Origin of the sequence: Klebsiella sp. B345 (assembly GCF_051131735.1) — a bacterium.
Lineage (GTDB): Bacteria > Pseudomonadota > Gammaproteobacteria > Enterobacterales > Enterobacteriaceae > Klebsiella.
In genome coordinates this window covers 3,002,294-3,024,510 of the sequence record NZ_CP180443.1, presented here as the reverse complement: position 1 = coordinate 3,024,510, position 22,217 = coordinate 3,002,294, and the positions used below count along the sequence as shown (strand labels likewise).

Genomic DNA, 22,217 nt, shown 5'->3' with positions numbered 1-22,217 from the left:
AACAGTGCACTCATTTCAGGAGACTGTCAGATGGCAACAGGCACTCAGCCCGATGCTGGGCAGATCCTTAACTCTTTAATCAACAGTATTTTATTGGTCGATAACGACCTGGCGGTGCATTACGCGAACCCGGCAGCGCAGCAGCTTCTGGCACAAAGTTCACGTAAGCTTTTCGGCACGCCACTCCCGGAACTGTTGAGCTATTTTTCCCTGAATATTGGCCTGATGCAGGAAAGCTTGCTCGCCGGCCAGGGGTTTACCGATAACGAAGTCACGCTGGTTATCGATAGTCGTTCCCATATCCTGTCCTTGACGGCACAGCGTCTGCCTGATGGCTTCATCTTGCTAGAGATGGCGCCGATGGATAATCAGCGTCGCCTGAGCCAGGAACAGCTGCAGCACGCACAGCAAATCGCCGCACGGGATTTGGTTCGCGGGCTGGCACATGAGATTAAAAATCCGTTAGGTGGCCTGAGAGGAGCCGCGCAATTGCTGAGTAAAGCATTGCCTGACCCTGCACTGATGGAATACACCAACGTGATTATTGAACAGGCCGATCGCTTAAGAAATCTTGTCGATCGCCTGCTGGGACCGCAACACCCGGGGATGCACGTCACTGAAAGCATCCACAAGGTCGCGGAGCGAGTCGTGAAGCTGGTATCCATGGAGCTGCCGGATAACGTCAAACTTATCCGTGATTACGACCCTAGCCTGCCGGAACTGCCGCACGACCCCGACCAAATTGAACAGGTTTTGCTGAATATCGTGCGCAATGCGCTGCAGGCTCTGGGGCCTGAAGGGGGCGAGATTACCTTACGTACCCGTACCGCCTTCCAACTGACCCTGCACGGTGTACGTTACCGCCTTACTGCGCGTATTGATGTCGAAGATAATGGCCCGGGCATCCCGCCCCAGCTGCAGGATACGCTGTTTTATCCTATGGTCAGCGGGCGCGAAGGCGGCACCGGTTTGGGGCTCTCCATCGCCCGCAGTCTTATCGATCAGCACTCCGGAAAAATTGAATTTACCAGTTGGCCGGGACATACCGAATTCTCGGTATACCTGCCTATTCGGAAATAGAGGTGTTTATGCAACGAGGGATAGCCTGGATCGTTGATGACGATAGCTCCATCCGTTGGGTGCTTGAACGCGCGCTAACCGGAGCAGGCTTAAGCTGTACAACATTTGAAAGTGGCAACGAGGTGCTTGACGCCCTCACCACCAAAACGCCTGATGTCCTGTTATCTGATATTCGGATGCCGGGAATGGACGGTCTGGCGCTCCTGAAGCAAATTAAACAGCGTCACCCGATGCTACCGGTCATCATAATGACCGCGCATTCGGATCTCGACGCGGCGGTCAGCGCCTATCAGCAAGGCGCCTTTGATTACCTGCCAAAGCCGTTTGATATTGATGAAGCGGTCGCGCTGGTTGACCGGGCGATCAGCCACTATCAGGAGCAGCAGCAGCCGCGCAATATTACGATCACCAGCCCGACGGCCGATATCATCGGTGAAGCGCCGGCGATGCAGGACGTCTTCCGCATCATCGGGCGTCTGTCGCGTTCCTCAATCAGCGTGTTGATCAACGGCGAGTCCGGGACCGGTAAAGAGCTGGTAGCGCATGCGTTGCATCGCCACAGTCCGCGCTCAAAAGCACCATTTATCGCGCTGAACATGGCGGCGATTCCAAAAGACCTGATCGAATCCGAACTCTTTGGTCATGAGAAAGGGGCTTTTACCGGCGCCAACACCGTGCGTCAGGGGCGTTTTGAGCAGGCCGACGGCGGGACGCTTTTCCTTGATGAAATCGGCGACATGCCGCTGGATGTACAGACGCGCCTGTTGCGTGTTCTGGCCGATGGCCAGTTCTATCGCGTTGGCGGCTATGCGCCGGTGAAAGTGGATGTCCGCATTATTGCCGCCACCCACCAGAACCTTGAGCAGCGCGTACAGGAGGGAAAGTTCCGTGAGGACCTGTTCCACCGCCTGAACGTAATTCGTGTGCATCTCCCGCCGCTACGTGAGCGTCGCGAGGATATTCCACGACTGGCCCGACATTTCCTGCAAATTGCCGCCCGGGAACTGGGCGTCGAAGCCAAACAGCTGCATCCGGAAACGGAAACCGCGCTGACGCGTCTGGCCTGGCCCGGCAACGTGCGGCAGCTGGAGAACACCTGCCGGTGGCTGACCGTCATGGCCGCGGGTCAGGAAGTACTGACTCAGGATCTCCCCAGCGAGCTGTTTGAAACGTCAATTCCGGATAGCCCGACTCATATGCAACCGGATAGCTGGGCAACGCTGTTAGGGCAATGGGCCGACCGCGCGTTGCGATCCGGTCATCAAAACTTGCTTTCAGAAGCACAGCCGGAAATGGAGCGTACGCTGCTGACCACCGCGCTGCGCCACACGCAAGGGCACAAGCAGGAAGCCGCTCGTCTGCTGGGATGGGGACGTAATACTCTGACACGCAAGCTGAAAGAGTTAGGCATGGAATAAAGGCTATCGACCCCGGCAGACACCACGTCTGCCGGGGCCGCGTTTAAATCACCCGGGAGAACTGCTGCATCCGCGCTTTCTGGCGCAGATAGACATCAAAGCACATGCAAATGTTGCGAATCAGCAAGCGGCCTTTCGGCGTCACCTGAATCCCCTTCTCACCGACATCCACCAGCCCGTCTTTTGACAGCGGCGCCAGCAGGGCCAGATCGTCGGCGAAATAGCGCTGAAAATCGAGATCCCAGCGGGCTTCTATCGCCGAATAATCGAGGCTGAACTGGCAGATCAACGCCTTGATAACGTCACGGCGAATACCGTCATCGCGGGTCAGGGCAATGCCGCGCCAGAGTGCGTCTCCGCGTTCATCAACCTGTTGATAATAGAGCTTCAACTCTTTCTGGTTCTGCGCGTAAGCGTCGCCAATCATGCTGATCGCCGATACCCCTAACCCCAGCAGGTCCGAATCACCCTGGGTTGTGTAGCCCTGGAAGTTGCGATGCAATACGCCTTCACGCTGGGCTACCGCCAGCTCATCATCCGGACGCGCGAAGTGATCCATCCCGATAAACTGATAGCCGGCCGCGGTGAGCGACACGATAGTCTCCTGCAGAATATCCAGCTTCTGCTCCGCGGAAGGCAGGTCGGCATCTTTGATTTTACGTTGGGCGGCGAATAGCGTCGGCAGATGCGCATAGTTAAAGACGCTCAGGCGATCGGGGTTAAGCTCAGCCACTTTTTGCAGCGTAAAAGCGAAGCTCTCCGGCGTCTGTTTTGGCAGGCCGTAAATCAGGTCAATATTGGTCGACGTAAAGCCAATCTCACGCGCATGGTTGAGCAAGGCAAAAATAAAGGCTTCATCCTGCTCACGGTTGACCAGGCGCTGAACCTCTTTGTTAAAGTCCTGCACCCCCATACTCAGGCGATTGAATCCTTCCGATCGGAGATGATCCAGGACATCCAGTTCAATTTCGCGCGGATCGACTTCTATTGAGATCTCCGCATCAGCGTTAAAATTGAAATGGCTGCGCAGCAGTTGCATCAGCCGGCTGATTTGCGCTTTATTCAGGTAGGTAGGGGTGCCACCGCCCCAGTGCAGCTGGTTCACCTGACGCCCGCTAAAAAGCGGCGCACGATGAATAATCTCCTGCTCCAGGACATCCAGATACTGGTCGGCTTTATGCTGCTGGCGGGTCACAATTTTATTGCAGCCGCAGAAATAGCACAGCTTGTGGCAAAACGGGATATGTACATACAGCGAAAGCGGGCGCTGCGGGTAGCGGGCCACCGCCTCACCAAATTCAGCCGCGCCAAATTCAGGAGAAAACTCCAGTGCGGTGGGATACGAGGTATAACGCGGCCCGGAATAGTTATATTTCTGGATCAGGGCCAGATCCCAGTCGATTAACTGCTCAGACATGCTCACTCCTTCCGATGGTGCCGCCGACGGGTACGCCGCCCCGGCCCAACCATATCTCGGGTAATGAGCCGGTTGCGCAGCCATTTCTGACGCCGCGACAACCGTCGTAGTTTAGCGAATAACCACAGCAGATAACATATAACCAGAAGGGTTATAAGCAGGACCGGGAATCCGACTGAGTGCAAACGTTAGTTTCCACCCTTCAGCAAGCGCATCATATCTTCCTGACGCTCTTCTTCTTCTTCATCTTCGTCATCGTCGTAGGACAGGCCAAGCTGCTGCATCAGCTCATCAATACGATCGAGTTTGGCATCAACCCAGGTCTGCTCTTCAGCATTCAGGGAACCACCCTCTTCCAGACGTTCCAGCAGCGCGTCCAGGCGCTCATCGTTTTCCAGCAAATCCAGCTCAGCCTGCGGTGAAAGCATAGGTTTCTCGCTCTTCGGTTTGTGCTGCTTAGGAGCCGGGGTACTTTCAGTGACGCCCAGCGGAATCGGTTTTTTACTTCCAATACGTGGATCTTGCTGTTGGCCCTGTTTTTTGCCAGATGAAGCGGTATCGCCGCCGGTTGCGCGGCTCCCTGCGACGTGGCCACGATGTTTTTTCTGGCGCTTGCGGTCGCGGGCTTCCTGGTTCATTTCTTCACGGGTCTTGCGCTGCGTTTTGCCGCGGGGTGCAGATGTCGGTTTTTTCATGTCAGTAATCTTCAGATTCGTTTTCTTCAGTATAGAATTGAGGCGGAATCTAGCAGAAAGCAAGCAAAGAAAAAAGGCGACAGATTACACTGTCGCCTTTTTCCTCACTGACAACCCTTAACGGGTTTCCACTTTCCTTGTTAGCTAACGACACACCCTGTCTTTCCTTTAGCTAATAACAGTCCTTGTTACATCCCTTTCCTTATCAAAACGTCTCCAGACGTTTGTCATCCTGACGGTAATCCCTGGTCTTCGCCTCCTGGCGCTCCTGACCACTCATCCTGAGTACATGTCCTGTCGGCTTCCTCGCCCTTGCCTGCTACTTTACCGTCTCACGCAAATCCTACAACCACTTGTGATGCAAAAACGGTTATTTCAGATTTATACACTTTCATAGCATAATGATTTTTAAATATTTTTTAATAATCCACGCGACACTTTCATCAATAACCCCTACACAGAATGGGAAATGTCTCACAAAGTGCATGGTTTTACTGACATCAGAGAGATGCGGTAAAAACGGTCTTTTTCTGCTGTTCAGGTATAATCCCCACCATAGCCTTATTTAACGGAGACGACAGTCTTGACCAACTGGAACTATCAACAAACGCATTTTGTCACCAGCGCACCCGATATCCGCCATCTTCCATCTGATACCGGTATCGAAGTTGCCTTTGCTGGTCGCTCAAATGCCGGCAAATCCAGCGCACTGAATACGCTCACTAACCAGAAAAGCCTGGCGCGTACTTCCAAGACGCCTGGCCGCACCCAGCTTATCAACCTGTTTGAAGTTGCCGAGGGTAAACGCCTGGTCGACCTTCCGGGGTACGGCTACGCGCAGGTGCCGGAAGAGATGAAGATCAAATGGCAGCGTGCGCTGGGTGAATACCTGGAGAAGCGTCTGTGCCTGAAAGGTCTGGTGGTGCTGATGGACATCCGTCATCCGCTGAAGGATCTCGATCAGCAAATGATTGAATGGGCAGTGGAAAGCGATATTCAGGTGCTGGTACTGCTGACAAAAGCCGATAAGCTCGCCAGCGGTGCACGTAAAGCACAGGTGAATATGGTGCGTGAAGCGGTTCTCGCCTTTAACGGTGACGTGCAGGTGGAACCGTTCTCTTCGCTGAAGAAATCAGGCGTGGATAAACTGCGGCAGAAGCTCGATAGCTGGTTTAACGAAATCCCACCGCAGGAAGCGATCGAAGACGGCGAGTAATTCCTGCCTTACCCCGGATAGCGGTGTCTGACACACCTTATCCGGGCTGCATTTCCCGCCCGGATAACACGCCAGAAATTTTCTTTCGCGCAATAAAAAACGCCCCGGTCATAAATGACCGGGGCGGCTAAAATATTCAGCCAAATCCGATTACGTGAAGTAAAAGGTCTGAAAGATAGAACATCTTACCTCTGTACCCTACGTCATTAACTCTACTCTTCTTTCGATGAGGGAGAAAGCACTTTTTGTAGTTTTTTTTCACTCTTTACATAGCAAATTCAAATGATCATCACAAAATACGATAAGTTATGTTGCTTACTTACAGAAAATCACCTTATCCACTGAATACTTAGTGCGCTTGATCCCAGTTTTCACCGCTCCCCACTTCCACCAGCAGCGGTACCGCCAGCGTGGTGCAGTTTTCCATCAGTTCATGGACCTTTTTCGCCACCATTTCAAGATCGTCTTTATGCACTTCAAAGACTAATTCATCGTGGACCTGCATGATCATCCGCACGCGCGGTTGCTCAGTCAGCAACCACCCATCGACCGCGATCATCGCGCGCTTAATGATATCAGCAGCCGTTCCCTGCATCGGGGCATTGATCGCCGCACGTTCCGCTCCGGCACGGCGAGCGCCATTGCTGGATTTGATGTCCGGAAGATAGAGGCGGCGGCCATCCAGAGTCTCGACATAACCCTGCTCTTTCGCCTGAGCACGGGTGCGCTCCATGTAATCCAGCACGCCCGGATAGCGTTCGAAGTAGAGGTCCATGTACTTTTGTGCCTCTTTGCGCGGGATGTTGAGCTGACGGGCGAGGCCAAATGCGCTCATGCCGTAGATCAAACCGAAGTTAATCGCCTTGGCACTACGACGCTGCTCGCTGCTCACGCTGTCGAGCGGCAGGCCAAACACTTCTGCCGCCGTCGCCCGGTGGATATCTTTTCCTTCAGCGAACGCCGTCAGCAGGCCTTTATCACGCGACAGATGCGCCATAATGCGCAGCTCGATTTGCGAGTAGTCGGCAGAAACAATGAGGTAATCAGATGGCGCAATAAATGCCTGACGGATACGGCGCCCTTCCTCGTTACGTACTGGAATGTTCTGCAGGTTTGGATCGGTGGAAGATAAACGCCCGGTGGCGGTCACCGCCTGGTGATAGGAGGTATGCACACGCCCGGTCTTCGGATTAATCATCAGCGGTAGCTTGTCGGTATAGGTCGACTTCAGCTTCGCCAGCCCACGGTACTCCAGAATCACCTTCGGCAGCGGGTAATCCAGCGCCAGCTCTTCCAGCACCTCTTCCGACGTCGAAGGTGCACCGCCCGGGGTTTTCTTCAGAGGCTTAATGCCCTGTTTTTCAAACAAAATGGTTTGTAGCTGCTTAGGAGAAGAGAGGTTGAACTCTTCACCCGCGATCTCATAAGCTTTTTGTTCCAGCTCGATCAGACGTTTGCCAATCTCCTGCGAATGGGCATGCAGAACTGCCGGATCGATTTTAACGCCGTTACGTTCCACGCGGGACAGCACCGGGACTAACGGCATCTCAATCTGTTTAAAGATGTTCAGCGGCCCTTCATGCTGCTGCAGTTTCGGCCACATCTTCAGATGCAGCTGCAAGGTCACGTCGGCATCTTCCGCCGCGTAGCGCCCCGCTTCTTCCAGCGCAATCTGGTTGAAGGTCAGCTGATTTTTACCTTTGCCCGCAATTTCTTCAAAAGTAATAGTTTTGTGCTTCAGCCAGCGATCGGCGAGGCTGTCCATATCATGGCGACCGGCCACGCTATCAAGGATGTAGGATTCCAGCATGGTGTCAAACGCGATACCGCGCAGCTCGATGTCATAGTTCGCCAGAATCCCGCGATCATATTTCAGGTTTTGCCCGACCTTCTGCAATTTTTCATCTTCCAGCAGCGGTTTCAGTAGCTCCAGCACGCGCTCGCGCGGGATCTGATCCGGCGCATCCAAATAGTCGTGGGCTACCGGCACATAGGCCGCCAGACCCGGTTCAATAGCAAATGACAAGCCAACCATATTGGCAGAGATGTTATCCAGGCTGTCCGTTTCCGTATCAAACGCAAACAGCGGGGCTTTCTTCAGCTTTGCGATCCACTCGGTCAGCGTCTGTTCATCCAGGATGGTGACGTAGTTGTCTGCGGACAGGGTTGATGCAACCTCAACCTCTTCTTCGGCAACGGCAGCCGGCTCAGCGTCTGCTGTTTTCACCGAGGACTTCACGCCCTTGGTCGCCATCCATTTACCGGATTCAACATCGGTGATCCAGCGCTTAAATTCATATTTTTTGAACAGCGCCAGCAGATCGTCCGCAGCCGGCGGCAGCACGTGCAGCTCTTCACAGCCCAGATCCAACGCAACGTCGGTTTTAATGGTGGCCAACTTATACGAGAGATACGCCAGATCTTTATTTTGCTCCAGCTTCGCCGCCATGGTTTTCGCACCGCGGAAGGTCAGCCCGGCAATTTTTTCTGGCTCAGCGTACAACGTATCCAGCCCTCCCAGACCCTGCAGCAATGCCTGTGCCGTTTTCTCGCCCACGCCCGGCACGCCAGGAATGTTATCCGAGGAGTCGCCCATCAGCGCCAGGAAGTCGATAATCAGCTCAGGGGGAACGCCATACTTAGCCACCACTTCATCCGGACCGAGGATCGTGTTGGTCATGGTATTAATCAGGGTGATCCCCGGCGTCACCAGCTGCGCCATATCTTTATCACCGGTGCTGATCAGCACCGGACGGCCCACTTTTTCCGCTTCTCGTGCCAATGTTCCGATCACATCGTCAGCTTCAACGCCAGGCACCGCCATCAAAGGCAGTCCCATCGCTTTTACCATGGTATGCAACGGTTCAATCTGCGCCCGCAGATCGTCCGGCATCGGCGGACGGTGGGATTTGTAATCCTCAAACAGTTCATCACGGAAGGTTTTTCCTTTGGCATCAAAGACCACGACCGCATGGCTCGGCTGATACTGCAGGATCAGGCTCCGCAGCATATTCAGCACGCCATACATGGCGCCGGTCGGCTCTCCAGCGCTGTTGGTCAGCGGCGGGAAAGCGTGATATGCCCGGTAGAGATATGAGGAGCCGTCGACGAGGATGAGAGGGTTTTCTGGGATCTGAACCATAATTTCCGTGCCTGTTTATCAGATTATCGGTAAAGGATGCCACAGACAGCCCTGAAAACCTGAATTATTCCCGCATTTCATCGAAAAGATTCGTTGATCCGGTCGATCATGCGTCGATGATATCTGTGGATAACTTTGTGCATAGTTTTATAAGGATAGCTATCCAGCCTGAAAAAAATAGCAGAAAATACAAATATTAGTTATTTATCAATGCATTACCAATTACTCTTTGTGCTTAATATCATTCTGATGACTCAATGTTCCATGTGGATATAAGATCCGCCTTTTTTTCTGTTCTGGTAAGACCCGTCATTTGCCTCGTTTTCTGGTAAAATCAGCCTCTTGCATCATTTAATGGTGCTCTTTATCAGCCTAACTTTCTGAATAAACTAACTATGTCGAGATTACTCGCTGCGATAACGCTTCCGCTGAGTATCGCCCTTACTATCTTAGTCACCATTATCTGTTCCGTACCGATAATCATCGCCGGGCTGATTAAACTTCTTATACCTCTTCCCGTGGTATGGCGTGCGGTATCCCATTTTTGTAATTTCATGATGTACTGCTGGTGTGAAGGGCTAGCGCTGCTGCTTTACCTCAACCCCTGGCTGAAGTGGGATGTACAGGGACTTGAAGGGCTGAACAAGAAAAACTGGTATCTGCTTATCAGCAATCATCATAGTTGGGCGGATATCGTGGTGCTTTGCGTGTTGTTTCGCAAACACATCCCAATGAATAAGTACTTTCTAAAGCAACAGCTGGCCTGGGTGCCTTTTATCGGGCTGGCCTGCTGGGCGCTGGATATGCCCTATATGCGGCGGTACTCACGTGGCTATTTGATCCGCCATCCGGAGCGTCGCGGTAAGGATGTTGAAACGACTCGCCGCTCCTGCGAGAAATTCCGTTCACACCCGACGACCATCGTGAATTTTGTCGAGGGATCGCGTTTTACCGAAGAGAAGCAGCATCAGACCCGCTCGCCTTACCGCAACTTATTGCCGCCAAAGGCCGCTGGCATCGCGATGGCGCTGAATGTGCTCGGATCTCAGTTCGATAAGCTGTTAAACGTCACATTATGCTACCCGGAAAACAGCAAGAGACCGTTTTACGACATGCTGAGCGGTCGGCTGACGCGGATAGTGGTGCGCGTTAATTTGATTCCCGTGGCAGAGGAACTGCACGGTGACTATGTGAATGACAAGAACTTCAAACGTCGTTTTCAGCGTTGGTTGAATGTGCTGTGGGAAGAGAAAGATCGGCAGCTAACGGAAATCATGCAGCAGAAAGACAGAAACGTTCGTTAAGGTTGAAAACAAAAACGCCGGTCATTGACCGGCGTTATTTTTTTACTTCTTCTCAACCAGTTGCTTCACGGTATCTGCATATTGGGCGACAAAGGCGTCCATATTGCTGGTATCCATCCCCTGCGGGTTCAGCTGGTATTTGCCGTTGACGTACATCGCCGGCACACCCTGCAGTTGCAGGTCGGCAGCGGCTTTTTCCTGCTGAGCAACCAGGGATTTCACCACGAAGCTGTTCCATGCCGCATCGTAGTCTTCACCTTTCACACCAGCATCAACGAAGACTTTGCGAATATCGGCAACGGTCTGCACGGTCTGAGTTTTCTGTACCGCTTCGAACATCGGCACGGTTACCTTATCTTCAACGCCCAGCGCCATCGCCACAGCCCACGCCTGAGTTAAGTCTTTACCCAGCGGTCCGAGGAACTCAACGTGATATTTGGTCATTTTGACGCCTTCCGGCAGCTTTTTCTTCACGTTGTCAGAGACGTGCAGCACTTCTTCAAACTGATAGCAGTGCGGGCAGTAGAACGAGAAGAATTCGAGCACCTGAGGCTCACCGGCTACGGGCTTATCAAGGGTGATGTACTGCTTACCGTCAGTGATCTGGGCAGCGGATGCGCTGAAAGCCAGAATCATACCAGCCAGCGCCAGCCAAATTTTTTTCATGCTTACGTTTCTCCTGAAAATATCAAATTAATACATCGGCGTTAACTGAAGAGGGGGTTCTTGCAGAACCTTTACCTGCTCAAGAAAAGTTGCTGTCTGCCCGCGCCAGTAATCTTCCCCGGTTAGCCATGGGAAATTAATAGGGAAAGCAGGATCGTCCCACCGCCTGAGTAACCATGCCAGATAATAGACTAACCGCATGGCACGTAAAGGTTCGATAAGGGCAATTTCGTCCGAATTAAATGGACTGAATTCTTCATACGCTTCGATGATCATCTCCAGCTGCATTCTCTGCTCGGCTTTATCACCGTTGAGCAGCATCCAGAGATCCTGAATTGCCGGCCCGCTGCGGGCATCATCTAAATCGACAAACAGTGGACCATCCCGCCAGAGGATATTTCCGGCATGGCAATCGCCGTGCAGACGCAGGACTTCCGCATTGCTGTGCCATTGCGCCATCACGGCCGCAATCAGCTTGTCGGCAGCATGAAGAAAACTCTGCTTCAGGCCTGCGGGGATCAGCGTTGAGTGTTCGAATACCTCGCGCGGAGCAAGTAAATACTCATCGACTCCGATCTCCGGACGCGCGATAAATTTCTGCTTACGCCCGGTCTGGTGCAAGCGCCCCAGATAGCGGCCGACAGACTCCATTTGGTCAAGGTTATCTGACTCAAACTGGCGCCCGCCTAAGCTTGGGAATACCGCAAAGTAGAAGCCCTGGTGTTGATGAAGCGTATTGTCGTTAAACAGTAGGGGCGCAGCGACGGGGACATCATCCTGCTTAAGCTGGAGGGTAAACTGGTGCTCTTCGATGATCTGTGCGGCAGACCAACGTTCAGGACGATAGAACTTCACCACATAGCGATGGCGGTCTTCGTCCTGAAACTGGTAAACGCGGTTTTCATAGCTGTTAAGCGGGGTGAGCCCGGAGTCCACCCGCATCCCCAGATCAAACAGACCATCGATGATGGTATCCGGGTTAAGCGTCTGAAAATTGAAAGCCTTATCGTGCATCCTGACATCCGATAATCGTACGAATAGTTCAGGATATCATCTCATCAGCCGTTTCGTGGCAGCACTTACAACCTTTTACTCTTTAATCACACCACGCGCGCGTAGTAAGGCCGTTTTGAAATCTTCTTCATAATCTTTCTGAATACCTGGGATCACCGCCTCTTTTGCCGAATCACGCATTTTCAGATGATAAATCAGAATATCGTCGGAAAGATCGGTCAGTTCACCGTCATAACCGGCTTCTTTCGCCAGTTTCTGCAAGAATTGCATCAGGTTCAGTTCCGGCTCTTTCTGCCAGGCTGGCTGGAGGAGTTCAATTACTTCATTCAGGCGTTTACATTTCATGCTCATGCTCCTTACTCTTAATGAGGACACGTTAACAGGGTCAATCCCACAATGAAAGAGGCGATATTGATATGCAAGGCGAGGTCATAACCGGCGTGGTGTTAGCGGGCGGACGAGCCACGCGCATGGAGGGGGCGGATAAGGGATTGCAGTTGCTTAACGGAAAGCCATTATGGCGCCATGTTGCAGAAGCACTTTCCCCTCAGGTGACAAACCTGGCCATCAGCGCCAACCGTCATCTCGAGCGCTGGCACGCAACTGGGCTCCCGGTTTATACCGACAATCTCTCCGACTTCCCCGGCCCTCTGGCCGGGATGCTCTCTGTGATGCAGCAGACGGACAGTGAATGGTATCTCTTTTGTCCTTGCGATACGCCGTTTATACCATCGTTTTTGGTTGAGCGCTTTATGCAGCACAAAGGCTCCTCTCCAGTCGTCTGGGTGCATGATGGAGAACGCGATCATCCCGCGATAGCCCTGATGCATCGCCAACTGATTGGTGAACTTGCCGCATATCTTGCCGCTGGCGAACGACGAGTGATGGTGTTCATGCGCCAGAGCGGCGGACACCATGTTGATTTTAGCGAGGTCAGATCGGCGTTTGTTAACGTCAATACGCTTACCGATCTGCAGAACATGCAGGAGCCATTATGATCCCGGTTCTCGCCATTTCCGCCTGGAGCGGTACGGGTAAAACAACCTTATTAAAGAAATTGATCCCCGCATTGCGCGCAGAGGGCCTGCGTCCGGGTTTAATCAAACATACCCATCACAATATGGATGTCGATAAACCAGGTAAAGACAGCTACGAGCTACGTAAAGCGGGAGCCGCTCAAACGATTGTGGCCAGCTCAGAACGCTGGGCGCTGATGACCGAAACCCCGAATCAACCAGAACTGAATTTACACTGGTTGGTCAGCAGGATGGATGCATCAACGTTGGATGTGGTGCTGGTAGAAGGGTTTAAGCATGAACCGGTAGCGAAGATCCTGCTTTTTCGGCAAAACAGCGGACATGATGCAGCCGATCTTGTTGTGGATGAGCATGTCATTGCGATAGCCAGTGATACACAAATTGAAACTGCGCTTCCGCAATTAGATTTGAACGATATTCCGCAGATCGTGGCGTTTATCCGGCAGTGGTTATCAGAAGCATAGCGGTTGCGTTAAGTTACTGCAGTAAACGCAAAAAGCCCATCCGTCAGGATGGGCTTCTGTATTGTCTGATGGCCCGGAGACACCTTTCCCGGGTAAATCGCAGACAAAACAAAAGGCCCAGTCTTTCGACTGAGCCCTTTGCTTTATTTGATGCCTGGCAGTTCCCTACTCTCACATGGGGAGACCCCACACTACCATCGGCGCTACGGCGTTTCACTTCTGAGTTCGGCATGGGGTCAGGTGGGACCACCGCGCTATCGCCGCCAGGCAAATTCTGTTATCAACACGTCCTGAAGACGCATCGACTAATCTGTATCAGGCTGAAAATCTTCTCTCGTCCACCAAAACAGCTTTGGCGTTGTAAGGTTAAGCCTCACGGTTCATTAGTATCGGTTAGCTCAACGTATCGCTACGCTTACACACCCGACCTATCAACGTCGTCGTCTTCAACGTTCCTTCAGGACTCTCAAGGAGTCAGGGAGAACTCATCTCGGGGCAAGTTTCGTGCTTAGATGCTTTCAGCACTTATCTTTTCCGCATTTAGCTACCGGGCAATGCCATTGGCATGACAACCCGAACACCAGTGATGCGTCCACTCCGGTCCTCTCGTACTAGGAGCAGCCCCCTCAATTCTCCAGCGCCCACGGCAGATAGGGACCGAACTGTCTCACGACGTTCTAAACCCAGCTCGCGTACCACTTTAAACGGCGAACAGCCGTACCCTTGGGACCTACTTCAGCCCCAGGATGTGATGAGCCGACATCGAGGTGCCAAACACCGCCGTCGATATGAACTCTTGGGCGGTATCAGCCTGTTATCCCCGGAGTACCTTTTATCCGTTGAGCGATGGCCCTTCCATTCAGAACCACCGGATCACTATGACCTGCTTTCGCACCTGCTCGCGCCGTCACGCTCGCAGTCAAGCTAGCTTATGCCATTGCACTAACCTCCTGATGTCCGACCAGGATTAGCTAACCTTCGTGCTCCTCCGTTACTCTTTGGGAGGAGACCGCCCCAGTCAAACTACCCACCAGACACTGTCCGCAACCCGGATCACGGGTCTACGTTAGAACATCAAACATTAAAGGGTGGTATTTCAAGGTTGGCTCCACGCAGACTGGCGTCCACGCTTCAAAGCCTCCCACCTATCCTACACATCAAGGCTCAATGTTCAGTGTCAAGCTATAGTAAAGGTTCACGGGGTCTTTCCGTCTTGCCGCGGGTACACTGCATCTTCACAGCGAGTTCAATTTCACTGAGTCTCGGGTGGAGACAGCCTGGCCATCATTACGCCATTCGTGCAGGTCGGAACTTACCCGACAAGGAATTTCGCTACCTTAGGACCGTTATAGTTACGGCCGCCGTTTACCGGGGCTTCGATCAAGAGCTTCTCCTTACGGATAACCCCATCAATTAACCTTCCGGCACCGGGCAGGCGTCACACCGTATACGTCCACTTTCGTGTTTGCACAGTGCTGTGTTTTTAATAAACAGTTGCAGCCAGCTGGTATCTTCGACTGATTTCAGCTCCATGAGCAAGTCACTTCACTTACCATCAGCGTGCCTTCTCCCGAAGTTACGGCACCATTTTGCCTAGTTCCTTCACCCGAGTTCTCTCAAGCGCCTTGGTATTCTCTACCTGACCACCTGTGTCGGTTTGGGGTACGATTTGATGTTACCTGATGCTTAGAGGCTTTTCCTGGAAGCAGGGCATTTGTTACTTCAGCACCGTAGTGCCTCGTCATCACACCTCAGCGTTAACAAGCGTCCGGATTTACCTAAACGCTCCGCCTACATGCTTAAACCGGGACAACCGTCGCCCGGCTAACATAGCCTTCTCCGTCCCCCTTCGCAGTAACACCGAGTACAGGAATATTAACCTGTTTCCCATCGACTACGCCTTTCGGCCTCGCCTTAGGGGTCGACTCACCCTGCCCCGATTAACGTTGGACAGGAACCCTTGGTCTTCCGGCGAGCGGGCTTTTCACCCGCTTTATCGTTACTTATGTCAGCATTCGCACTTCTGATACCTCCAGCAACCCTCACAGGCCACCTTCAACGGCTTACAGAACGCTCCCCTACCCAACAACACATAGTGTCGCTGCCGCAGCTTCGGTGCATGGTTTAGCCCCGTTACATCTTCCGCGCAGGCCGACTCGACCAGTGAGCTATTACGCTTTCTTTAAATGATGGCTGCTTCTAAGCCAACATCCTGGCTGTCTGTGCCTTCCCACATCGTTTCCCACTTAACCATGACTTTGGGACCTTAGCTGGCGGTCTGGGTTGTTTCCCTCTTCACGACGGACGTTAGCACCCGCCGTGTGTCTCCCGTGATAACATTCTTCGGTATTCGTAGTTTGCATCGGGTTGGTAAGTCGGGATGACCCCCTAGCCGAAACAGTGCTCTACCCCCGAAGATGAGTTCACGAGGCGCTACCTAAATAGCTTTCGGGGAGAACCAGCTATCTCCCGGTTTGATTGGCCTTTCACCCCCAGCCACAAGTCATCCGCTAATTTTTCAACATTAGTCGGTTCGGTCCTCCAGTTAGTGTTACCCAACCTTCAACCTGCCCATGGCTAGATCACCGGGTTTCGGGTCTATACCCTGCAACTTAACGCCCAGTTAAGACTCGGTTTCCCTGCGGCTCCCCTATACGGTTAACCTTGCTACAGAATATAAGTCGCTGACCCATTATACAAAAAGGTACGCAGTCACCTAACAAGTAGGCTCCCACTGCTTGTACGTACACGGTTTCAGGTTCTTTTTCACTCCCCTCGCCGGGGTTCTTTTCGCCTTTCCCTCACGGTACTGGTTCACTATCGGTCAGTCAGGAGTATTTAGCCTTGGAGGATGGTCCCCCATATTCAGACAGGATACCACGTGTCCCGCCCTACTCTTCGAGTTCACAACGTGTGCATTTTAGTGTACGGGGCTATCACCCTGTACCGCCGGACTTTCCAGACCGTTCCACTAACACACACGCTGATTCAGACTCTGGGCTCCTCCCCGTTCGCTCGCCGCTACTGGGGGAATCTCGGTTGATTTCTTTTCCTCGGGGTACTTAGATGTTTCAGTTCCCCCGGTTCGCTTCGTTAAGCTATGTATTCACTTAACGATAGTGTGTCGAAACACACTGGGTTTCCCCATTCGGAAATCGCCGGTTATAACGGTTCATATCACCTTACCGACGCTTATCGCAGATTAGCACGTCCTTCATCGCCTCTGACTGCCAGGGCATCCACCGTGTACGCTTAGTCGCTTAACCTCACAACCCGAAGCTGTTTCGTAAAACAGTTCGCATTGCGAAAATTTGAGAGACTCGAACACACCGCTTTTCCTTTCTTATTACGGAGAAAGGAAACAGTGTGTCGTTTCAATTTTCAGCTTGATCCAGATTTTTAAAGAGCAAATATCTCAAACGTGATTCCGGAGAACCAGTTTTGAGATATTGAGGTCGGCGACTTTCACTCACAAACCAGCAAGTGGCGTCCCCTAGGGGATTCGAACCCCTGTTACCGCCGTGAAAGGGCGGTGTCCTGGGCCTCTAGACGAAGGGGACACTGAAGTCTCAATCGCAAGACGCCTTGCTATTTACTTTTCATCAGACAATCTGTGTGGACACTACAAAGGCAGGTTCTTCAGGTAAGGAGGTGATCCAACCGCAGGTTCCCCTACGGTTACCTTGTTACGACTTCACCCCAGTCATGAATCACAAAGTGGTAAGCGCCCTCCCGAAGGTTAAGCTACCTACTTCTTTTGCAACCCACTCCCATGGTGTGACGGGCGGTGTGTACAAGGCCCGGGAACGTATTCACCGTAGCATTCTGATCTACGATTACTAGCGATTCCGACTTCATGGAGTCGAGTTGCAGACTCCAATCCGGACTACGACATACTTTATGAGGTCCGCTTGCTCTCGCGAGGTCGCTTCTCTTTGTATATGCCATTGTAGCACGTGTGTAGCCCTACTCGTAAGGGCCATGATGACTTGACGTCATCCCCACCTTCCTCCAGTTTATCACTGGCAGTCTCCTTTGAGTTCCCGGCCGGACCGCTGGCAACAAAGGATAAGGGTTGCGCTCGTTGCGGGACTTAACCCAACATTTCACAACACGAGCTGACGACAGCCATGCAGCACCTGTCTCAGAGTTCCCGAAGGCACCAAAGCATCTCTGCTAAGTTCTCTGGATGTCAAGAGTAGGTAAGGTTCTTCGCGTTGCATCGAATTAAACCACATGCTCCACCGCTTGTGCGGGCCCCCGTCAATTCATTTGAGTTTTAACCTTGCGGCCGTACTCCCCAGGCGGTCGACTTAACGCGTTAGCTCCGGAAGCCACTCCTCAAGGGAACAACCTCCAAGTCGACATCGTTTACAGCGTGGACTACCAGGGTATCTAATCCTGTTTGCTCCCCACGCTTTCGCACCTGAGCGTCAGTCTTTGTCCAGGGGGCCGCCTTCGCCACCGGTATTCCTCCAGATCTCTACGCATTTCACCGCTACACCTGGAATTCTACCCCCCTCTACAAGACTCAAGCTTGCCAGTTTCAAATGCAGTTCCCAGGTTGAGCCCGGGGATTTCACATCTGACTTAACAAACCGCCTGCGTGCGCTTTACGCCCAGTAATTCCGATTAACGCTTGCACCCTCCGTATTACCGCGGCTGCTGGCACGGAGTTAGCCGGTGCTTCTTCTGCGAGTAACGTCAATCACTAAGGTTATTAACCTTAATGCCTTCCTCCTCGCTGAAAGTACTTTACAACCCGAAGGCCTTCTTCATACACGCGGCATGGCTGCATCAGGCTTGCGCCCATTGTGCAATATTCCCCACTGCTGCCTCCCGTAGGAGTCTGGACCGTGTCTCAGTTCCAGTGTGGCTGGTCATCCTCTCAGACCAGCTAGGGATCGTCGCCTAGGTGAGCCATTACCCCACCTACTAGCTAATCCCATCTGGGCACATCTGATGGCATGAGGCCCGAAGGTCCCCCACTTTGGTCTTGCGACGTTATGCGGTATTAGCTACCGTTTCCAGTAGTTATCCCCCTCCATCAGGCAGTTTCCCAGACATTACTCACCCGTCCGCCGCTCGTCACCCGGAGAGCAAGCTCTCCTGTGCTACCGCTCGACTTGCATGTGTTAGGCCTGCCGCCAGCGTTCAATCTGAGCCATGATCAAACTCTTCAATTTAAGTTTGATGCTCGTGAATTAAACTTCGTAATGAATTACGTATGTTCACTCAGAGACTTGGTATTCATTTTTCGTCCGAGGACGTTAAGAATCCATGTCACTTTGAGTGCCCACACAGATTGTCTGATAAATTGTTAAAGAGCAGTGCAACGCGGCTTTAGCTCACCGTTGCGAGGTCCCGTATAATACGTTTTCCTCATTCAGAGTCAAGCATTTGTTTTCGCTTTTCTCTGTCAGAATTTCCGGAGAAACCCTGCTGACCCGGCGGCTTGCTTGCCGTTGTTCCGTGTCAGTGGAGGCGCATTATAGGGAGTTCTGAGACGTTGACAAGCCCTGTTTTAAAAAAACTTTTCAACCGTCTTTTTTTTCACCAAAACGGTGCGTAACGTGGCAAAAAACCAGCGTTTTGCCGTTTAAACCAACGAAAGCGATCATCAGATGGCATACTGATACCGTAAAAAAGAGAAAGGAACGACATTTATGTCATTAAGCGCACAGCAACTGGCGGCACAAAAGAACATCTCCTGGGTATTAGCGGAGAAACTGGCTCAAAAAATCCTGACCGGTGAGTACCCGCCAGAAAGCATCCTTCCCGGCGAAATGGATCTCGGTGAACAGTTCGGCGTTAGCCGTACCGCGGTACGAGAAGCGGTCAAGACGCTCACCGCAAAAGGGATGCTGTTGCCACGTCCACGCATCGGTACCCGCGTCATGCCACGCAGTAGCTGGAATTTTCTCGACAAAGAGCTGTTGTCATGGTGGCTAACGGAAGATAATTTTGAAGACGTAGTCTCCCATTTCCTTGTCATGCGCAGCAGTCTGGAGCCACAAGCCTGCTTTCTGGCCGCGACAACCGGAAGCCCGGAACAAAAGGCTCAGCTCAATACCTTAATGGAAGAGATGGCGCAGTTGAAAAGACGCTTTCAGCGTGAACGCTGGATTGAGGTCGATATGGCCTGGCACGAACACATCTATGAGATGAGCGGGAATCCGTTCCTGATTTCCTTCGCCTCGCTGTTTCATTCGGTTTACCACACCTACTTCACTTCTATTACCCAGAATGAAGTGGTGAAGCTGGATCTCCACCAGGCTATCGTTGATGCCATTCAGGATAGCGACGGCCCACGAGCGCTTAACGCCTGTCAGACGTTATTGAACGCACCACACCATTCAGGCAAATAACAAGGGTTTCGCATGACCGAAAAGAAAGGGCGTAGTATGGCCGGGCTGCCGTGGATTGCGGCAATGGCCTTTTTTATGCAGGCACTCGATGCCACCATTCTGAACACCGCCCTTCCTGCCATCGCGCACAGTCTCAACCGTTCGCCGCTGGCTATGCAGTCCGCCATCATCAGTTATACATTAACAGTCGCTATGCTTATCCCGGTCAGCGGATGGCTTGCCGATCGTTTTGGTACCCGCAAAGTCTTTATTATCGCCGTCGGCCTGTTTACGCTTGGTTCACTGGCCTGCGCCCTTTCCAGCTCGTTGATGGAGCTGGTCATCTTTCGCGTCATTCAGGGGATAGGCGGCGCCATGATGATGCCGGTGGCGCGCCTCGCATTATTAAGAGCCTACCCGCGTAGCGAACTGCTGCCGGTACTGAACTTCGTCACCATGCCAGGACTGGTCGGCCCCATTCTTGGGCCGGTACTCGGTGGCGTGCTGGTGACCTGGGCCAGCTGGCACTGGATTTTCCTCATTAATATTCCTATCGGCATTATCGGCATCCTTTACGCGCGCAAATATATGCCGGATTTCACCACCCCACGCCGTCGTTTTGATACCACCGGTTTCATGTTGTTTGGTTTAAGCCTGGTGCTGTTCTCCAGCGGCATCGAACTGTTCGGTGAGAAAATTGTTGCGACATGGATTGCGCTTTCCGTCATAGCCCTGAGCGTCATATTACTGCTGGCCTATATCCGCCACGCACGTCGCCACCCTACACCACTGATCTCGCTGTCATTATTTAAGACACGGACATTCTCCGTGGGGATTGCCGGAAACCTGGCAACTCGCCTGGGGACCGGCTGCGTGCCGTTTTTGATGCCGCTGATGCTGCAGGTCGGTTTTGGCTATCCGGCGATTGTCGCCGGCTGCATGATAGCCCCCACCGCCATCGGTTCTATTATTGCGAAATCGACTGTGACGCAGATTCTACGGTGGCTTGGTTACCGGAAAACGCTGGTTGGTGTGACGCTGTTTATCGGCGTGATGATCGCCCAGTTCTCATTCCAGTCGCCGGGCATGCCGGTCTGGATGCTATTGCTGCCGCTGTTTGTGCTGGGGATGGCGATGTCCACCCAGTTCACCTCGATGAATACCATCACGCTGGCTGACCTGACCGATGACAACGCCAGTAGCGGCAATAGCCTGCTGGCCGTCACTCAGCAGCTATCGATTAGTCTCGGAGTCGCGATCAGTGCAGCCGTGCTGCGTTTTTATGAAGGGTTTGAAAGCGCCAATACCATCGAGCAATTCCACTACACCTTTATTACGATGGGGGCGATTACCGTGGTATCAGCACTGACCTTTATGCTGCTAAAGGCCAAAGATGGCCGCAACCTGATAAAGGAACGGCACCAGCGTTAGACGGAGCCGCGAACAACCAGCTCCGGGGTAAGCTGAACGCGCTGCTGTTTCTGCCCCGGATCGGCCATGCGATGGATCAGCACGTCAATGGCCAGTTCGCCCAGCTCATCTTTGGGTTGATGAATAGTGGTCAGCGGTGGCGTCATATAGCGCGCCAGTTCGATATCATCATACCCCACCAGCGCCATATCCTGCGGGATGCGCAGCCCGGCCTGATAAAGCGATTGATACGCGCCCACCGCCATCGCATCGTTGCCGACAAACACCGCCTGCGGTCGCTCGGGCAAAGCCAGTAACGCTTGCATGGCGCTAAATCCGCCGCCAAATTCAAAATCGCTGGTAATGACATAGCCTTCAGCCACGGTGAGTCCGGCGCGGGCCATTGCCGCATGGTATCCCTCCAGTCGCAGACGCGACGGGGTTTTATCCAGTGGCCCAGCGATACAGGCAACCCGGGTATAGCCTTTATCAATTAAGTACTGCGTCGCCATATCGCCGCCCAGCAGTGAGTTATCCTGGATCAGATCGCTGTCACCATCAAACGGCGCCCAGTCCATCATCACCGTCGGTACCGATGGGTAGCGCTGCATAATTTCTGGCGACGGTTGGTGTGTTTCGGTGCACAGCAGCAATAATCCATCGACGCGTTTTTGCATCAGCGTCTCAAGATTGCGGTTCATGCGCTGCTCATCGCCTTCGGTGTTACACAGCACCAGGCTGTAGCCGCGTTCAAAACAGCTGCGCTCCACGCCGCGCACCAGCTCCGAATAGAACGGGTTGGTACTGGCGGTGATCAGCATGCCAATCGTCCGGGTCTGGTTGAGTTTGAGGCTGCGCGCCAGCGCAGACGGCGCGTAGTTAAGATGTTTTATCGCCGCATCGACTTTGGCCGTGATCGCTTCGCTGACGAAGCGGTCTTTATTAATGACGTGAGACACTGTTGAAGTGGAAACGCCCGCTTCGCGGGCTACATCCTTCATGGTAGC

15 protein-coding genes, 1 tRNA gene and 3 rRNA genes are annotated in these 22,217 nt (G+C 52.8%); 8 read left to right on the top strand and 11 right to left on the bottom strand.

Annotation, left to right across the window (positions count from 1 at the left end; translation table 11 throughout):
• Positions 1 to 30 precede the first annotated feature (30 nt).
• Positions 31 to 1,080 (top strand): nitrogen regulation protein NR(II), encoded by a 1,050-nt coding sequence (gene glnL / locus ACMYSO_RS14230; RefSeq protein WP_123758055.1) that lies wholly within the window; start codon positions 31 to 33, stop codon positions 1,078 to 1,080.
• 8 nt (positions 1,081 to 1,088) lie between these two features.
• Positions 1,089 to 2,498, top strand: coding sequence for a nitrogen regulation protein NR(I) (gene glnG / locus ACMYSO_RS14225; RefSeq protein WP_123758056.1), 1,410 nt, complete (start codon positions 1,089 to 1,091; stop codon positions 2,496 to 2,498).
• A gap of 43 nt (positions 2,499 to 2,541) precedes the next feature.
• Here glnG and hemN read toward each other — a convergent pair whose 3' ends face one another.
• Entirely contained in the window at positions 2,542 to 3,915 is a 1,374-nt protein-coding gene (gene hemN, locus ACMYSO_RS14220; RefSeq protein WP_434665393.1) for an oxygen-independent coproporphyrinogen III oxidase, read from the bottom strand.
• Between the two features lie 188 nt (positions 3,916 to 4,103).
• Entirely contained in the window at positions 4,104 to 4,610 is a 507-nt protein-coding gene (gene yihI, locus ACMYSO_RS14215) for a Der GTPase-activating protein YihI (protein WP_434665391.1), read from the bottom strand.
• A 583-nt stretch (positions 4,611 to 5,193) separates the two neighbouring features.
• Between yihI and yihA the strand changes: the two genes are divergently transcribed.
• Positions 5,194 to 5,826 carry a ribosome biogenesis GTP-binding protein YihA/YsxC gene (gene yihA / locus ACMYSO_RS14210; protein ID WP_123758060.1) on the top strand — a complete coding sequence of 211 codons (633 nt, stop codon included), beginning with the start codon at positions 5,194 to 5,196 and terminating at the stop codon, positions 5,824 to 5,826.
• 349 nt (positions 5,827 to 6,175) lie between these two features.
• Here the strand turns inward: yihA and polA are convergent, their stop codons facing one another.
• A complete protein-coding gene (gene polA / locus ACMYSO_RS14205; RefSeq protein ID WP_434665388.1) occupies positions 6,176 to 8,968 on the bottom strand; it encodes a DNA polymerase I in 2,793 nt (930 codons plus the stop codon).
• Positions 8,969 to 9,363: 395 nt separating this feature from the next.
• Here polA and ACMYSO_RS14200 point away from each other — a divergent pair, with 395 nt between their 5' ends.
• A complete protein-coding gene (locus ACMYSO_RS14200) occupies positions 9,364 to 10,272 on the top strand; it encodes an acyltransferase (protein WP_123758062.1) in 909 nt (302 codons plus the stop codon).
• Positions 10,273 to 10,314: 42 nt separating this feature from the next.
• Here ACMYSO_RS14200 and dsbA read toward each other — a convergent pair whose 3' ends face one another.
• From dsbA to ACMYSO_RS14185, 3 genes are all read right to left on the bottom strand, one after another.
• On the bottom strand, positions 10,315 to 10,938 hold the full coding sequence (dsbA, locus tag ACMYSO_RS14195; RefSeq protein ID WP_123758063.1) for a thiol:disulfide interchange protein DsbA: 624 nt from the start codon (positions 10,936 to 10,938) through the stop codon (positions 10,315 to 10,317).
• 27 nt (positions 10,939 to 10,965) lie between these two features.
• A complete protein-coding gene (locus ACMYSO_RS14190) occupies positions 10,966 to 11,952 on the bottom strand; it encodes a serine/threonine protein kinase (protein WP_434665385.1) in 987 nt (328 codons plus the stop codon).
• Between the two features lie 75 nt (positions 11,953 to 12,027).
• Positions 12,028 to 12,297 (bottom strand): YihD family protein, encoded by a 270-nt coding sequence (locus ACMYSO_RS14185; RefSeq protein WP_132731766.1) that lies wholly within the window; start codon positions 12,295 to 12,297, stop codon positions 12,028 to 12,030.
• A 71-nt stretch (positions 12,298 to 12,368) separates the two neighbouring features.
• On the opposite strand from ACMYSO_RS14185, the gene mobA reads away from it, so the two are divergent.
• The gene (gene mobA / locus ACMYSO_RS14180) at positions 12,369 to 12,950 is read left to right on the top strand and encodes a molybdenum cofactor guanylyltransferase MobA (protein WP_434665384.1); all 582 of its coding nucleotides are present in this window, start codon (positions 12,369 to 12,371) and stop codon (positions 12,948 to 12,950) included.
• Positions 12,947 to 13,453: a molybdopterin-guanine dinucleotide biosynthesis protein MobB gene (gene mobB, locus ACMYSO_RS14175; RefSeq protein ID WP_434665382.1), complete on the top strand. Its 507-nt coding sequence runs from the start codon at positions 12,947 to 12,949 to the stop codon at positions 13,451 to 13,453. The genes mobA and mobB overlap by 4 nt, the downstream gene beginning before the upstream one ends.
• A 152-nt stretch (positions 13,454 to 13,605) precedes the next feature.
• Here mobB and rrf read toward each other — a convergent pair.
• The 4 genes from rrf to ACMYSO_RS14155 all read right to left on the bottom strand — a co-directional run bounded on the left by rrf (position 13,606) and on the right by ACMYSO_RS14155 (position 18,639).
• A 5S ribosomal RNA gene (gene rrf / locus ACMYSO_RS14170) occupies positions 13,606 to 13,721 on the bottom strand.
• 94 nt (positions 13,722 to 13,815) lie between these two features.
• Positions 13,816 to 16,719, bottom strand: a 23S ribosomal RNA gene (locus ACMYSO_RS14165).
• 218 nt (positions 16,720 to 16,937) lie between these two features.
• Positions 16,938 to 17,013: transfer RNA gene (locus ACMYSO_RS14160), tRNA-Glu, on the bottom strand.
• Between the two features lie 84 nt (positions 17,014 to 17,097).
• A 16S ribosomal RNA gene (locus ACMYSO_RS14155) occupies positions 17,098 to 18,639 on the bottom strand.
• The 16S, 23S and 5S rRNA genes sit together here with 1 tRNA gene alongside, the layout of an rRNA operon.
• A gap of 480 nt (positions 18,640 to 19,119) precedes the next feature.
• On the opposite strand from ACMYSO_RS14155, the gene ACMYSO_RS14150 reads away from it, so the two are divergent.
• The gene (locus ACMYSO_RS14150) at positions 19,120 to 19,821 is read left to right on the top strand and encodes a FadR/GntR family transcriptional regulator (RefSeq protein ID WP_123756951.1); all 702 of its coding nucleotides are present in this window, start codon (positions 19,120 to 19,122) and stop codon (positions 19,819 to 19,821) included.
• 12 nt (positions 19,822 to 19,833) lie between these two features.
• Positions 19,834 to 21,231: a multidrug transporter subunit MdtD gene (gene mdtD, locus ACMYSO_RS14145; protein WP_434665379.1), complete on the top strand. Its 1,398-nt coding sequence runs from the start codon at positions 19,834 to 19,836 to the stop codon at positions 21,229 to 21,231.
• Here mdtD and rbsR read toward each other — a convergent pair.
• Positions 21,228 to 22,211: a ribose operon transcriptional repressor RbsR gene (gene rbsR / locus ACMYSO_RS14140; protein WP_434587071.1), complete on the bottom strand. Its 984-nt coding sequence runs from the start codon at positions 22,209 to 22,211 to the stop codon at positions 21,228 to 21,230. The two genes, mdtD and rbsR, sit on opposite strands and share 4 nt — an antisense overlap.
• Positions 22,212 to 22,217: the final 6 nt, after the last annotated feature.

Bases quoted from the DNA above. Each gene is read 5' to 3' on its own strand.
- polA (WP_434665388.1), bottom strand. From the start codon at position 8,968: ATGGTTCAGATCCCAGAAAACCCTCTCATCCTCGTCGACGGCTCCTCA.
- glnG (WP_123758056.1), top strand. From the start codon at position 1,089: ATGCAACGAGGGATAGCCTGGATCGTTGATGACGATAGCTCCATCCGT.
- ACMYSO_RS14185 (WP_132731766.1), bottom strand. From the start codon at position 12,297: ATGAAATGTAAACGCCTGAATGAAGTAATTGAACTCCTCCAGCCAGCC.
- glnL (WP_123758055.1), top strand. From the start codon at position 31: ATGGCAACAGGCACTCAGCCCGATGCTGGGCAGATCCTTAACTCTTTA.
- mobA (WP_434665384.1), top strand. From the start codon at position 12,369: ATGCAAGGCGAGGTCATAACCGGCGTGGTGTTAGCGGGCGGACGAGCC.
- mdtD (WP_434665379.1), top strand. From the start codon at position 19,834: ATGACCGAAAAGAAAGGGCGTAGTATGGCCGGGCTGCCGTGGATTGCG.
- ACMYSO_RS14200 (WP_123758062.1), top strand. From the start codon at position 9,364: ATGTCGAGATTACTCGCTGCGATAACGCTTCCGCTGAGTATCGCCCTT.
- rbsR (WP_434587071.1), bottom strand. From the start codon at position 22,211: ATGAAGGATGTAGCCCGCGAAGCGGGCGTTTCCACTTCAACAGTGTCT.
- ACMYSO_RS14150 (WP_123756951.1), top strand. From the start codon at position 19,120: ATGTCATTAAGCGCACAGCAACTGGCGGCACAAAAGAACATCTCCTGG.
- yihI (WP_434665391.1), bottom strand. From the start codon at position 4,610: ATGAAAAAACCGACATCTGCACCCCGCGGCAAAACGCAGCGCAAGACC.
- hemN (WP_434665393.1), bottom strand. From the start codon at position 3,915: ATGTCTGAGCAGTTAATCGACTGGGATCTGGCCCTGATCCAGAAATAT.
- mobB (WP_434665382.1), top strand. From the start codon at position 12,947: ATGATCCCGGTTCTCGCCATTTCCGCCTGGAGCGGTACGGGTAAAACA.
- ACMYSO_RS14190 (WP_434665385.1), bottom strand. From the start codon at position 11,952: ATGCACGATAAGGCTTTCAATTTTCAGACGCTTAACCCGGATACCATC.
- dsbA (WP_123758063.1), bottom strand. From the start codon at position 10,938: ATGAAAAAAATTTGGCTGGCGCTGGCTGGTATGATTCTGGCTTTCAGC.